Source organism: Candidatus Woesearchaeota archaeon, assembly GCA_030651135.1.
Taxonomy (GTDB): Archaea; Nanobdellota; Nanobdellia; order Woesearchaeales; family JACPBO01; genus JACPBO01.
In genome coordinates this window covers 264,128-279,284 of the sequence record JAUSCS010000006.1, presented here as the reverse complement: position 1 = coordinate 279,284, position 15,157 = coordinate 264,128, and the positions used below count along the sequence as shown (strand labels likewise).

Sequence of the window (15,157 nt, the reverse complement as noted above, 5' to 3'; positions counted from 1 at the left end):
GAAGGAAGTAACTGCTGAGCGCACGCCATTAATTAAAATTTGGTTAAGGAGATTAAATTCAGATAAGCTAATCTATCAAACAAGAACGACAAAAAACACGATCATGAATCTTAAAAAACAGCCGAGATATGGCTTAAAAGCGAAAAATATGAGCACTTTCGCACATAGAGAGTTATACACAATTTTTTGGAGTTCTTTCAATATTTTTTTTAAGATTTTGATTAAAACCAAAAAACTATCTCTACGGCGGTGATGATGATAATGGTAAGAAACGATTATGTCCACATAGATATTTTGGTCTTTACAATAAAAGGGGGGAAAACTCTACCCGAACATCTTCATATAATCTTCGCCTTCTAACTCCTCTTCTGCCTTCACTTTTACGATCGCTTTGGCAAAATCCTCTTTAAAAACCTTTGTTCTTTTGTCCCTTATCGCAAAATACCCCGCCTCCGTGCATGTTGCTTTTATCTCTGCTCCTGAAAATCCATCCATGTCTCTAACAACCAAGTCAACATCTATTCCTTTGTCAAGCGTCATTTCTCTTGTGTGAATTTTTAGAATTTCTTTTCTTGCATCTTTGTTCGGAATAGGAATCTTAATCAGCCTGTCTAATCTTCCAGGCCTTAAAATTGCAGGATCCAAAATATCTTTCCTATTGGTGCACCCTATAATCTTGACATTTCCCAAGGGCTTAAAGCCGTCTATCTCAGAAAGAAGCTGCATGAATGTCCTCTGCACTTCTCTCTCGCCGGATGTTCCGATATCAATCCTTGTTGCAGCCAGCGCATCAAGCTCGTCTATAAAAATCACAGAGGGCGCTTTTTCCCTGGCCAGCTGAAAAATCTCCTTGACTAATTTCGCTCCTTCTCCAATGAATTTCTGGACTAATTCAGATCCAACAACTTCAATAAAAGTTGAATTTGTTGAAGATGCGACTGCTTTTGCCAATAATGTCTTGCCTGTTCCAGGCGGGCCGTAAAACAATATCCCCTTGGGCGGCTGTATGCCCACTTTCCTGAATAATTCAGGATTTTTAAGCGGCAATTCAATAACTTCCTGTATCTCTCTTGCCTGAGCTTCTAAGCCGCCAACATCTTTCCAAGTTACTGTGGGCTTCTCGATTATTACAAACTTTTCAACATTGAAAACCTTTGAAAATGGAATTTTCCTCAATATTGTAAGATTTTTCTGCTCCATAAGAACTGAATCTCCTGGAAAAATTGTTCCACATTCGCTGGAAATGTTGACAAAGAACTCGTTGCCGTTCTGCAGCCTTATTATTGCGTTCTTTTCCACCACATCTTTCACTTCAGCAACCAACAGCGGCATTTTCTTGAATGTTTCGAGCTCTTCCTTGAACTTGGAAACTGTTTCCTTTAATAATTTATTTTCTTCTTCAAAGGCATTTGTGCTGGTTGTATAGCCGTATATGATGGAGTCTATCTTTTTGGTCTCTCCATTGCTTTTTTGATCGAGCATGCGCAGGGGAATAGAAGTAGATATAAAAAGATTGTGGTTTATTAGCGGCTACGTTGAAAATCTAAACGGGCATTGTTCAGTATATAAAAAGAAAAGAGAAAATACAAATTTTCAGTTTATTTGCAGAGCCAATAACAAAATTGTGTATATTATCGAGGCATTGGGGAAATGGAATTATGAGTTGGATATGGAAGTTGAAAATATTAGCCAGTATAGAAAGATTATGATGGATTTAACAAATGAATTTTCAGATATTATAAGTGATTACGATGCCCTGATTGTAGGAAAAATATTCAAGTACAATCTATACCCCAAATGAACTCAAAACCTCGTAAATCTGACCTTGCAGAGCCAAGGCACGTATAACAATCAACAACAAGCTTGCACTTCTCCGGCATATGAATCACTTCAAAAAACCTAAAAACTACTTATTCAATACCTTTTCAGCCGCATCCAGTTTCTGCCAGCTGTTGTTGAAGAAACTTTCAAATGCTGACGCAAAATATGGTGTTTCGACCCAAACGCCAACATCATAGCTCGGATGAATGCTTTTGTCATCCATCAGCATGAATAAAAGACTCTTACCATCAACAATTGCAAATCTTGCCTGCGGATCGTTTATGTGCTTAAACTCTGCGATTCCTTTTAAATTTTTATAAACTTCCTGCGATTCCTTTCCTGAAGGAGATGCAATCTTTATTTTCACCCCTCTTTCTTTTGCCTTTTCCAAGGTTTTCCTAAGCTCTTTTGCTTTTCTGACAAGGCCGTCTGCAGTTGTTACTATCACAACGGACTTTTCAGCATTTTTAATCATAAAATCAAGATGGTTATAGATGTTGTCTCTGCCTCTTATGCTGCCGCTTAAATCAGTAGGATCAACAAGCTCAATGCCTTGTTTGTGCAATAAATTTAATTCAACGAGCGTATTTGTTTTTTTGATTTCGTCTACAATTTCTTCTTCTTTCTGCGCATCTTCCCTTATTCTTTTTTTAACACGCTCAACAACTTCCTCAGGCTTTACTGCAAGGTATTTGATTGGTTTGCCTACCTTCATTATTATAAACCCTTTCTTTTCCAAGCTTTCGAGAACATCATAACTTCTGCTTCTTGGAACGCCTGCAATATCGCTCAGTTCGCCAGCAGTAGAAACGCCGCGAGAAAGCAACGCAGTCCATAATTTGGCTTCATAACTATTCAATCCAAAATCTTTTAATTTATTTAAAAAGTTTTTTTGTACGATCATTTTATAACTCCCCACCACCTTCTTTACTTCAGAAAGCAACACATATATTTAAATCTTTCTATTTTTGACTATCATATAGTAATGAATGTGTGTGAGAGACCCCGTCATTTCTTATGGAGATTGTGTTTGTATTTTTTTAGGTTTTTGTAATATATATTTATTTTCAATATTGTAAATAATAAAACAACAACTAAAAACAAAAAACAAAACTATAGTTTCCAATAGAAATAAGGGGGTGTGTATTTTTTAATATGAAAAAATATTTAAAGCTCCACTTCTTCTGGAAACAAGTAAAATGGCAAAAAATAACAACACCAACATAAATCTTTTTTTTGAACGTTTTTTAAAAAAAGAATCTAAGATATTCACACAAAAAAACTTTCTGCAACCGGCGTATGCGCCAGACACGGTGCCCCACAGGGAAGAACAGATAAAACAAATAGCAGAAATTCTTGCTCCGGCGCTTAAATTAGAAAAACCATCAAATCTCTTTTTATATGGAAAAACCGGGAGCGGAAAAACACTTTCAACAATTCACACAACCAACCAATTATATTCTATAGCCAGCAGGGAAAAAATACCAATAATTCCCATCTATATAAATTGCAAACTAAAAAAAGTGGCTGATACGGAATACAGGCTTGTTGCCCAGCTGATCAGGGCGCTGGGCAAGGAAGTCCCATCTACGGGATTGCCGACAGACGAAATTTATAAAATATTTTTTAACATAATGGAGCAGAAAGAGCAGATGCTGTTGCTTGTTTTGGATGAAATAGACCAACTCGTCAAAAAAGCAGGAGATGGAATTTTATATAATCTAACCAGAATGAACACAGAACTTAACAAATCCCAAATTTCAATTATCGGCATATCTAATGATCTGCTTTTCACAGACAACCTTGATCCCAGAATCAAAAGCTCGTTAAGTGAAGAGGAAATTTTTTTTCCTTCTTACAATGCGCTGCAGTTGCAGGATATATTGAGGGAGAGGGCGAAAAAGGCATTTAAACAGGGAGCAATAGAAGCAGGAGTAATTGAAAAATGCGCTGCCTATGCGGCAGGAGAACACGGAGATGCAAGAAGAGCAGTAGAGTTATTGAGAGTTGCTGGCGAAATAGCTGAAAGAAAAGATGAAGCATCCTTAAAAATAGAGCACATCGATGAAGCGCAAGACAAGATAGACCATGACAGGATCATTGATATCGTGAAAACACAACCAAAACAATTTCAACTCTCATTATATTCGATAGTTTCTGTCTGCTTAAACAGGAAGGATCTGGTGTTTACAGGAGAAGTTTACGACCTTTACAAAAAATTGTGCTCGAGAATCGGCTTGAGGCCATTAACACAAAGAAGGATGTCAGACATAATAGCCGAGCTGGATATGCTTGGCGTTATAAGCACGAAAGTGATATCGAAGGGCCGATATGGAAGGACGAGGGAGATATCGCTCTCAATCCCGCCAACAACACAGCCAAAAATAAAGAAGATACTGGAGGAAGAGTTAGAATTAGCTTGATGCTCAAGAATAACCCTTCTTGCCTAAAATGGATGACGAAACAGAAAATAAAAAGAGAATTGTAAGATTTTTTTATGATAAAGGCATCCTGTTAAACCCAGACATATTTGCGGCAATCAAGGATATTGATCTGAACAAGTTTCATGAAAACCTAAAAAATAAAGACTTTTTTGAAGAAATCCTTATTCTAAACAGAGACATAACGCAAATACTGGATAAGAACAAGAACATAGAGCTTAATTGGAAGGAATTTGAAAAAGCCGCCACCAAATTTGAAAAAAATGAAAATTCAAAAGTATATGGTCAATTTCTGGAGTTTTTATCAAAAGAAAAAAAAGAGGAAAAAATTCTGCCTCCGGATAATGGCGTTAAAGTGATTTTTTCTTATGTTGATGACCCGAAACAAAGAGAAGCGCAGGATTTTGTTTCGTTTTTTACTGTCAGGCACAGAGCGCTTGAAAAGATGCTTAGAAACAGGCAAGAGATTAAAAATCTCACATCCATCAGCAAAATAGTGTCAAAAAAGGACAGAAGCGAAATATCGCTTATCGGCATAGTCAAAGAAATAGCAGAAACAAAAAACAAAAATCTCATGATGGTTGTTGAAGATCCGACAGGCGAAATAAAAGTGCTGGTGAATAAAAGCAAGCCAGAACTATATGCGGAAGCGCTAAATATAGTTATGGACGAGGTTATCGGCATAGTTGGTGTTAATGGCGACAACATAGTGTTTGCAGACAACATCATTTGGCCCGAAGTTCCTCTGACAAGAGAACTTAAAAAATCTCCAGATGAAGCATATGCTATTTTTTTATCAGATTTGCATGTTGGCTCAAAACAATTCTTGCCAGAAGAATTCAACAAATTCCTAAAATGGATTAATGGCGGGCTTGGTGATGAAGCGCAGCAAGATATAGCTGGAAAAATAAAATACCTCTTTATTGTTGGCGACCTTGTTGATGGCGTAGGGGTTTACCCGGAGCAAGATTCTGAACTAGATATCAAAGACATTTATGAGCAGTATAATAAATGCGCAGAATTGCTTCAACAAATCCCAAAAAACATTCAAATCATCATATGCCCGGGGAATCACGATGCAATGCGCATTGCTGAACCTCAGCCGCAGCTTTATAAGGATTTCGCAGGAGCTATTTGGCAATTGCCCAATGTGACCATGGTATCAAACCCGGCAGTTGTAAGGATACACGAAACAAAGGACTTTTCAGGTTTTGATGTACTGCTTTATCACGGATATTCTTTTGACTATTATGTTGCCCACGTAGATTCAATAAGGAGAAACGGAGGCTATGACAGGGCAGACCTCATAATGTCCTTCCTGTTAAGAAGAAGGCATCTCGCACCAACACACACATCAACACTCTACATACCAGACACAAATAAAGATTACCTTGTGATAGATATGATACCTGATTTTTTTGCCACCGGCCACATTCATAAAACTTGCGTTGCAGCTTACAAAAATATAACTATGATTTGCGGCTCTTGCTGGCAGTCAAAAACAACATTTCAGGAAAAGGTGGGGCATCATCCAGAGCCGGCAAGGGTGCCAATAGTAAATTTACAAACAAGAAAAATCAAGATTTTGAGATTTGGTTAAAATGAATAAAGAATCAGAAAGCAAAGAAATGCAGGAATATTTTGAAGCGATAGAGGCGCAATTGAGCGCAGCCTATAAGGTGGCCAATGAAGCGAGGAAAAAAGGATATGATCCTGAAGAAAAAGTTGACATTCCCCTGGCGCATGATATGGCTGAGCGCGTAGAAGGGCTGATATCTGCGGTTACGACGAAGCTTCTTGGCTCTGGAATGATAAAAAGGATACGTGAGCTGGAAAAAGAGTATGGCGCGCTTGCATGGGAAGTAGCATTAAAAATAGCAGAAGAAGTTGCGCAGGAAAAGTTCTGCAAATTTAGCGATAGGAAAGAGGCAATGGAGACTGGAATAAGGGTGGGATTTGCATACCATACCCTGGGCATAGTTTCTGCTCCTTTAGAAGGTTTTGTGGAATTAAAAATAAAGAAGAGAAGAGATGGCAAAGATTATCTCGCGCTAAGCTATGCAGGGCCAGTAAGAGGAGCAGGAGGGACAGGAGCATCAGTTTCCGTGGTGATAGCTGACTATGTAAGAAAAAAAATGGGATATGATGTTTACGATCCCGATGAACAAGAGATAAACAGAACCATAACAGAGCTCTACGATTACCATGAATTTGTAACGAATCTTCAATATAAGCCGAGCAAAGAAGAAATTGCCTTTTTGGTGAAAAATCTTCCGGTGGAAGTTGACGGTGATCCTACGGAAAAAATCGAAGTCAGCAACTACAAAGACATGGACAGACTATCGACAAACAAGATTCGCAGCGGTGTCTGCCTTGTTGTATCGATGTTAGCGTTAAAAGCGCCAAAACTGTGGAAGAAACTGCAAAAATTTCAAAAAGATTTTGACATAGACTGGTCGTTCTTGGAAACATTTTTAGAGCTGCAAAAGAAGAAAAAATCCGGAACAGAAGAAAAGGAGAAGAAATTAAAAGTTACTCCGAATTACACATACATCGCAGATCTAGTTGCCGGCAGGCCTGTTTTATCATACCCTTCAGTAGCAGGAGGATTTCGCCTGCGTTATGGGCGTTCAAGAACATCAGGGTTCAGCGCAGCGGCGATTCACCCTGCGACCATGCACATTCTGAATAAATATATTGCCGTGGGCACGCAACTAAAAATAGAGCGGCCAGGAAAAGCGACTGCAGTAACGAGCTGCGATGCAATAGACGGGCCGATAGTAAAATTAAACAACGGCAATGTCATAAAAATAAATACTGAAGAGGAAGCAAAAGACAATTTGGGGAATATAGCCGAGATACTTTTTTTAGGGGACATTTTGATCAATCATGGAGATTTTTCTGAAAATGGCCATGTGCTTGTTCCTGCAGGATATTGCGAAGAATGGTATGTGCAAGAGCTTGAAAAAGCAACTGTAAATTTATTCGGATCGTTGGATATTGAAAAATTATCTGATCTTGTAGAAGTGCCCGCAACAATATTGACTAAAATATTAAAAAATCCATTGGAAAAGATTTCGGCGCTAGATGCAATAAACATATCAAAAAAATTAAACATTCCGCTTCATCCAGGCTTCAGCTATTATTGGAGCACCATATCAACAGACCAATTTATTTTATTTTTGGAATGGCTCAAGAAAGCCAATATTGTCAAGGAAGAAAAAATAATAAAGATAATTCTGCCATTTAAGGAAGATGCAAAAAGAATCCTCGAGCTAGTTGGCGCACCGCATCTCGCAGTTAGTGAAGAATTTGTTGTTATTGAAAAAGAAGAAGCAGAGTCCATTTTAGCCAGTTTAAATATAACCTCAAACGAGAAGATTGCAGAATTAGAGGAATTTACAAAAAACAACAAAGAAAAAAATCCTTTAGAAATAATAAACCTGGTATCTGAGATAAAGTTGAGAGATAAGGCAGGAACATTTATCGGTGCAAGAATGGGCAGGCCTGAAAAAGCAAAAATGAGGAAGCTTACTGGCAGCCCGCAAGTGTTATTTCCTGTAGGTGAAGAAGGAGGAAGGTTGCGCTCGTTCCAATCCGCGGCAGAAATCGGAAAGGTAAGGGCAGACTTTCCCATCTATTATTGCAGCCATTGCAACAAAGAGACAGTTTTGTCTGTTTGCGAGACATGCGATAAAAAAACAAAGAAAAGATTTTTTTGCAGAATATGCGGAAACATAGAAGAGCAGGTGTGCAAGAAACACGGGCCAGCAGCAACATTCAAAACGCAGGATATAAACATAAATGAGCTTTTTGATGCTGTTTTGAATAACAAACTAAAAACAAAGACAAATCCTGATCTGATCAAAGGCGTCAGGGGAACGTCTAATAAAGACCATATCCCCGAAAACATACTGAAAGGAATCATCAGGGCAAAGCACGATGTTTATGTAAACAAGGATGGCACAATAAGGTATGATATGACTGAGCTGCCAATAACGCACTTTAAGCCAAAAGAGATCAAAACATCGCTTCAGAAACTGAAAGAACTGGGTTATGAAAAAGATATTTTCGGAAAAGAATTGGAGTCAGTAAACCAAATAATCGAACTCAGGCCCCAGGACATTATCCTTCCTGCAGGCCAGGAAGCACTTGATGAGACTGCAGACCTTGTTTTGATGAGAATGGCGAATTTTGTTGATGAACTTTTAGTTGTGATGTATGGCCAGCAGCCTTTTTATACTTTTAAAACCAAGGAAGATTTAATTGGCTGCATCGTTATTGGGCTTGCGCCGCACATTTCGGCCGGGATGATTGGCCGCGTAATAGGATTTTCAGAAACTCAGGGATGCTATGCGCATCCGCTTTGGCATGCTGCGTTACGCCGCGACTGCGATGGCGACGAATGCTGCATAATACTGCTGATGGACGCATTGCTGAATTTTTCAAGACAGTTTTTGCCAGATAAGCGCGGCGGCAGGACGATGGACAGCCCGCTTGTTTTGACAACCAAGCTCATCCCCGGCGAAGTTGATGACATGGTCCACGGAATGGATGTTGTCCGGAGATATCCTCTGGATCTTTATGATGCGGCATCGAAATACAAATATCCCTGGGAAGTCGAAATAGAAAAATTAGGCAAGCGGCTTGGAACAGCAGCGCAGTATGAAGGCCTTGGCTTTACACACGATGTTTCGAGCATAAATTCAGGAGTGATGTGCTCGGCATATAAGACACTTCCTTCAATGGAGGAAAAGCTTAAGGGCCAAATGGATCTTGCTGAAAGAATAAGGGCAGTTAATGCTGTAGACGTTGCCCGGCTCGTAATAGAAAAACACTTGCTGAGGGACATAAGAGGCAACCTGAGAAAATTCTCAACACAGCAATTTAGATGCGTCAAATGCAATGAAAAATTCAGAAGGCCGCCATTAATAGGCAAGTGCACAAAATGCGGCGGCAAAATAATATTTACTGTATCGGAAGGGAGTGTTATAAAATATCTCGAGCCGACTCTTTCGTTGGCTGAAAAATATAATCTTCCAGCATATCTGAAACAGACATTAGAGCTCACAAAAAGAATGATTGAAGGAGTGTTTGGAAAGCAGAAAGAGAAGCAGGCAGGATTAGGGAAATGGTTTGGCTAATTGCCTATATTGTCTCTGTATAAGGCACATTGCATATTTTTCTTATGTTCTTTTCGATGACCAAGTTATGATACAACCCGAACTTAACAGCTTCATTGCCAATAAAGATGAGTGTGAACGCTTTTTTAACCAAAAGCTCAATCTTTTTTTCATCAGCCTCTTCACCTTTATAAATGTCAGAAACTTTCCACTAGTCTAAGACTAGTGGCTGAAAGCCAATCTTAATCCGGATTGTGTAAAGTTTCTGAGCATGCTCAAAAACCACCAAGATGAATGGGATGGTTTTAGAGGCATAAGCCATTCATGCCACCCATCTATGATGGGTGGTTTTTGACAAATCAGATGCAAGATTAAGCTGCAGATCGCCCTCTTCGAATACATGGCCAATAAGGCCAGAATCGCACAAACTAAGAATCAATCTGCCGTCTTTTGTTTTATGCTGCTTTACAATCATTTAAACTCTTCCTTTCAATGCATACTTTGCACCGCAGGCAGTGCATTTCAGGAATGGAACACTTCCTTCTTTGATGATCTGTGTGTCTGGTTTTCCGCATTCGCTGCACAAAACATACTCGTAAGCATACTGCCTGATTTTTTCATTGATCCTTGAAGCGCTGATCTTTGTGCCTATTATCAAAGCTGTTTTAGTCAGTTCACCAGGAGTGGCCAGCTCTTTCAGAATATATTTCACCAGATGTGCAGCATCCCTTCTAAGTATATCTGCAATCTGATAAAAATTGCCGATTACAGTCCTGTTGCCCTGGATATGGCCAACAACTTTCGGTATTTCGAACCTTTCCTTTTCAAATACAGCACTCGGCATCTCTTTTCTGGCCTTGTCAAGCAATTCTTCATAGTCCATGAAATAAGAGAAATCTGCTTCTTTTTTTAAATTTAATGTTTATTTGCCATGTTTTAATCAAAAGATATTTAAATAATTCTGATTAGTTAAATAATTCATGGTATTAGAATCAATAATCTTCCCAATGAAGGCAGAGAAGCAGCCATGGGAGATGTTTTTTATCGGATTAGTCTACACCTCTGCAGCAATTTTTCTTTCGCTGTGGATTTTTGAAAAAGAAGCGAGCATGGTCATGGTATTTTTTACAGTGATGGCGGCGTTGCCTATCATATATAACACATTGAAGTTAGAGGAATATAAGGACATGGAGCTGTCAAATGAGAGGCTGCGCCTAAAGCAGCACTCAAAGGCGATATTGATATTTTTATTCCTTTTTTTAGGGATGACTGTTGCATTTGTTTTTTGGTACACTGTCCTGCCATCTTCTACAGTGGCGTTTTTGTTTCAAAAACAAGCGCAGACAATAACCAGCGTTAACAACCAAATAGCAGGGAATGCTGTCTCACAAGTCACACTATTCTCAAAAATACTTCTGAACAACTTAAAAGTGCTGGCCTTTTGCATTCTATTTTCCTTTATTTATGGTTCCGGGGCAATATTCATCTTAACTTGGAATGCTTCTGTAATAGCAACTGCAATTGGAAATTTTATAAGAACAAACATTGCGCATTATGCGCTGTCAGTGGGGTCTGTAAATGCATTCACATATTTTCAAGTGATTTCCCTTGGCTTGCTCAGGTATTTCATACATGGCCTGCCAGAGATAATAGCATACATATACGGCGCTCTGGCTGGCGGGATAATCTCAGTAGCAGTCATAAGGCGCCATTTTCAGACAAAGAATTTTTTCAGCATACTTATCGATGTCTCAGATCTGCTGCTGATTGCTATCGGATTTTTAGTTCTCGCAGCATTTATTGAAGTTTATCTAACACCAAAACTATTCTAGAACTTTCAGCTTGCCGGCCCGTATCTCAAATATGTCGCCTTGTTTCAAAAGATGACTTATAATATCATCACAAGAGCTGTTTTTTGAATTGCGCACGACTTCATCATAATCTGCTCCATCACCCGTGTCAAGCTTCTTTATTATACCAATCACATCTGTTTGAGAATCGCCAGGCATTTTTTCAACATCATCCATGATAACCTCTTCAGCATCATCTTCTGAAATTTCTTTTGATTTTTCTTCAAGGCCTAATTCCAATCTTCTTAATTCCAGCCAATCCTTATCATTCAATGTTTTCAATATTTCGACAAGGATGTATTTTTCATTTCCAAACTCTCTCGGCCTCCCAATAACTAACACAATATCGCCAATCTTTGCATTTTCCAAAGCAGCATTCTTTTCAAAGCTTCTCAGGCCGATCTTCGCAGAACTGTCATCAATTAGAACTTCACTATACTTGTTATTTTGATCTGTATTTTTTGCAACAACAATACCTATGATATTGACTCGCGATAGCTTTGTATTGTCTCCTGCAAGGACATAATTAGATGCCCAGCCTTCTTCTTTAAAGTATTTTCCATTAATCAAACTAGAAATTTTAGTCTTGTACGCCACCAACCGTTTTATTTCATTTGCCATGCTAGATCTTTTGGATTAAACTGGGCTTGGGCTCGAAGATGTCGCCCGAACGCTTCAACCTTTCAATGATCTCATCCACATCGCCTTCATCGATTTTTCTTTCTTTAGCCATATCAACCAAATCCTGAACAGCAATCTGCTTTGATTTATCACTTAGTTTATCTATCAGCTCTTTTATTATCGTTATTTTGTTTCTCTCCGAGCTAGGAATGCCTGTTGAGATCCTATCGAAGTCAATCAGGCCGGTCTCTTTGTCAAGAGCAATCTCATTCAGGCAATAATGGAGTATGTCGGTTGCTCTTTTCGCATCCTTTCTCGTTACTGTATCGCTCAGCCTTACTTTTGCTGAAGCTTCAGATAACCTGACTAATGCTTCCAACTGCCTTGCTGATATGGGTATTGTTTTCATCTCACCTTCAATAGTGCCGGAGGCTCTCATTTTTAGATAGTATCTTTGTATTTCCTCGCTTGCGCCATCAGACAGCTTTGGATGGGCATTCTGCCTAGCGTAAGCAATATATTTTCTCAAAAGTTTTGTGTCCAGCTCTACATTCTCAAAGTCGGGATTTTGATGCATGCCAAGAATGAACTTTGCCATTTTTTCATCGTTGTCCGGATGCGGAAGATCTTTTATTGCAAAAATCAAATCAAACCTGTTGATTAATGTGGTGGGCAAATTAATCTGTTTAGAAATGGGCTCACCATAAGGGTCAAATCTTCCAAATTTAGGATTTGCAGCAGCCAATACAGTTGTTTCGGCCCTTAATGTTGCCTGTATATTTGCTTTTGAGATGCTTACACTCTGCTGCTCCAATGCCTCGTGCATTGCGCTTCTGTCTTCTGTGGACATCTTGTCGAGCTCGTCGATCATACAATTGTGGACAGGTATAAAATTTGCGATATAATTTGGGCCTTCTTTCGCATCAGTTTGCAGATTAAATACTTCTGCAGGAGGAATCTCATTTATGCCGGTTATTTTACCTATGTGAACATTATCCTGCGCTACATTTTTCAAGGTTTGCAAAGAATTTGCAGGCAGTATCAGCAAAGCAGCAAGCGCTTCTAATGCTCTTTGCAAAGTTCCTCTTTTAATACCGTATCCGTCATCAAGCTGGCTCTGTTTTACGCCATTCATATACAAAGCTTGTTTTTGACCGTGTTTCAATTCAGCCCTTACACTCGCAATCAGCTCATCAACATGAGGAATTCTTCCGTCCATTGATCTGCGTTCAAGAATCTTATTGAGTGCAGCAAGTTTTGCCGGTTCAAGGCGCGAATCCCACAACTTTGCAATATTTTCTCTGCCAGTAATGCAAACATGGAATATGATGTATCTGCCTTCTTTTATTATTCCTCCTCCCGTGGAAAGAATTTTTCTTATTCTGCCGATTACACCTATCTTACGCAATAATTTTCTATAAGTTTCGGCAGTTTGTAAATTCTGCGTTATGAGAGAGACGATTCCCCCGCCTTTTCTATTTGAAATCGATCCGTCGCCATTTATCGCACCAATGATGAATGCTTTGATATCATCATGCGAAAGATTCAACAGAACACGATCTATCAGGCCATTTTTCTTGCCGACAGGTATCCCGAAATTTTTTATTTTCTCATGAATTTCTTTAGAACCTATGTGCGCATGCAGAGACCCGCGATTATTTTTATGCACGTGCATTTCTTTCCCAAAACAGGCATTAACGAGGTATTTTGCTCTTTCAATCATCCACTCTTTAGTTGAATAAAAACTTATGCTGTATTTTTTCTTTGCTAAATGCCCGTCTGTTGCAATCATGCCGCAAAGTTCTAGAAGAGCGGCATTTTCAACATCTTTTTTTGAAATAAATTCTGTCGGCAAAACCACAGAAGCACCGACTTTTAATTTTCCGCAAGACACCCAACGAAGGCCGTTGTCCCAAACAGGAAGAGGATGCTCTGGCGTTATATGCAGTTTATCTCCTGTATCAAACTTAATTTCAAGAAGGTTTTCTGCGGTTCTTTGCGAAACACCCACAACTTTTTGTTCACATATTTCAAATGTTTTTACATCTAAAGATTGAACACGGATCTCTTTTCCTTTACGTTGCTCTTTGTAAACCTGCTGAATAGGCATCACACTTCCATCGGCAAGCAGAATGGATGTATCGCCAGCAACACACAATCCCTTATTCGCCAAAACAAGTGCGCCTGCTTCAAGGCTCCAGCCGCGCAGGAATTCGTCTTTCACAACACTTGCAGTTAAGCCAGCTCCGCTGACACCCTTTCCGCTGACATACCTGCCTTTAGGAGAGATCTTTGAAATTCTTTTGAGCAGCTGGCTTTTTCCGCTTCCAGGATCGCCAATAAGCAAAATATGGATATCTCCTCTTATTGATACACCATCTTTTCTTTCCTTTTTTATTCCCCCCATCAATTGCAGAATAAGGGCGTTTTTTATTTCGTCATGACCATATATGCTTGGCGCAATCGAACGTAACAGCCTCTGATAAATGTTTGGATCTTCAGCTAACTCTTTGATTTTTTTTAAGTCCTCCTTGCTTATCGTGATGTCAGAGAAATTCTCTTCTACGCCCTCGACACAATTGGCTTCGATCAGCAAATCAAATCTTGTGGATTGGCCGCCTGTCTGCAATGTTATGGGCACTTCTTTTATTATTCCGCCAATGCGTATTTTGCTTCCAGGGCTTGTTCTCTTCTCACTTAAGGGGCTGACTAAATCACACTGCAGAAAAATCTGCATCCTTTTTGGCTGGTCTCCACCATCTAAATCTTCCGGAGATTCTTCTAAAACAATCCCTTGTACATCAACAAGCTCCTTGCTTAACAGCTTAAATCTTCCTTTTTTACCGCAGCCGCATCTGCTTGGCTCGTGAAATTTTTTATCAAGCTGAGGAACAGAAATTGTATTTCCGCAGGCAGGGCATTCAAATTTAGCAACTACGGCTTGCGGCCTCACATCAGATTTCTGCCTTACAACACCCTCTGTCCAAAACAGCTTTCCTATATGGTTGCTTCTTATGTTTCTGACCATGATCTGCTGGGTTTTAGGCAGGTTTCTAAAGCGCACTTTGAATTTTTTCAGATCGCCCTCGCGGCCAGAATCTTCAATAGCAAGCTCAGCAGCCCTTATCACTTCTTCCGGCTCTTCCAAAAGCTGCTCTGCAAGATCTGGATCAAATTTTATCAGATCAGCAAAATCAACAATTAAGAATTTATTGCCTTTCCTCAGGTTTTCAACTATTGCTGCGCCATAACTCAAATCAAAAAATTCACCAAATCTTTTTATCTGTTCGCTCGCTTCCAT

11 protein-coding genes are annotated in these 15,157 nt (G+C 39.3%); 5 read left to right on the top strand and 6 right to left on the bottom strand.

The annotated features are described in order from the left end of the window. Window positions 1-324 precede the first annotated feature (324 nt). Window positions 325-1,482, bottom strand: a complete 1,158-nt coding sequence (locus Q7J54_01675) for a proteasome-activating nucleotidase (GenBank protein MDO8740264.1) — start codon at window positions 1,480-1,482, stop codon at window positions 325-327. On the opposite strand from Q7J54_01675, the gene Q7J54_01670 reads away from it, so the two are divergent. Beyond that, window positions 1,481-1,801: a hypothetical protein gene (locus Q7J54_01670; GenBank protein ID MDO8740263.1), complete on the top strand. Its 321-nt coding sequence runs from the start codon at window positions 1,481-1,483 to the stop codon at window positions 1,799-1,801. The genes Q7J54_01675 and Q7J54_01670 overlap by 2 nt on opposite strands. A gap of 105 nt (window positions 1,802-1,906) precedes the next feature. Here Q7J54_01670 and Q7J54_01665 read toward each other — a convergent pair whose 3' ends face one another. Continuing rightward, window positions 1,907-2,725, bottom strand: a complete 819-nt coding sequence (locus Q7J54_01665) for a helix-turn-helix domain-containing protein (GenBank protein ID MDO8740262.1) — start codon at window positions 2,723-2,725, stop codon at window positions 1,907-1,909. Window positions 2,726-3,020: 295 nt separating this feature from the next. Between Q7J54_01665 and Q7J54_01660 the strand changes: the two genes are divergently transcribed. From Q7J54_01660 to Q7J54_01650, 3 genes are read left to right on the top strand one after another with little or no spacing between them, the layout of a single operon-like run. After that, the gene (locus tag Q7J54_01660; protein MDO8740261.1) at window positions 3,021-4,244 is read left to right on the top strand and encodes an ORC1-type DNA replication protein; all 1,224 of its coding nucleotides are present in this window, start codon (window positions 3,021-3,023) and stop codon (window positions 4,242-4,244) included. 28 nt (window positions 4,245-4,272) lie between these two features. Next, window positions 4,273-5,862 (top strand): DNA-directed DNA polymerase II small subunit, encoded by a 1,590-nt coding sequence (locus Q7J54_01655; GenBank protein ID MDO8740260.1) that lies wholly within the window; start codon window positions 4,273-4,275, stop codon window positions 5,860-5,862. Between the two features lies 1 nt (window position 5,863). Beyond that, window positions 5,864-9,406: a DNA polymerase II large subunit gene (locus Q7J54_01650; protein ID MDO8740259.1), complete on the top strand. Its 3,543-nt coding sequence runs from the start codon at window positions 5,864-5,866 to the stop codon at window positions 9,404-9,406. A 301-nt stretch (window positions 9,407-9,707) separates the two neighbouring features. Here the strand turns inward: Q7J54_01650 and Q7J54_01645 are convergent, their stop codons facing one another. Then, a complete protein-coding gene (locus Q7J54_01645) occupies window positions 9,708-9,860 on the bottom strand; it encodes a hypothetical protein (GenBank protein ID MDO8740258.1) in 153 nt (50 codons plus the stop codon). Further along, on the bottom strand, window positions 9,861-10,268 hold the full coding sequence (locus Q7J54_01640; GenBank protein ID MDO8740257.1) for a translation initiation factor IF-2 subunit beta: 408 nt from the start codon (window positions 10,266-10,268) through the stop codon (window positions 9,861-9,863). A 97-nt stretch (window positions 10,269-10,365) separates the two neighbouring features. Here Q7J54_01640 and Q7J54_01635 point away from each other — a divergent pair, with 97 nt between their 5' ends. Further along, window positions 10,366-11,217, top strand: coding sequence for a stage II sporulation protein M (locus tag Q7J54_01635; protein MDO8740256.1), 852 nt, complete (start codon window positions 10,366-10,368; stop codon window positions 11,215-11,217). Here Q7J54_01635 and Q7J54_01630 read toward each other — a convergent pair. After that, window positions 11,209-11,856, bottom strand: coding sequence for an OB-fold nucleic acid binding domain-containing protein (locus Q7J54_01630; protein ID MDO8740255.1), 648 nt, complete (start codon window positions 11,854-11,856; stop codon window positions 11,209-11,211). The genes Q7J54_01635 and Q7J54_01630 overlap by 9 nt on opposite strands. Window position 11,857: 1 nt before the next feature. Next, a complete protein-coding gene (locus Q7J54_01625; protein MDO8740254.1) occupies window positions 11,858-15,157 on the bottom strand; it encodes an LAGLIDADG family homing endonuclease in 3,300 nt (1,099 codons plus the stop codon).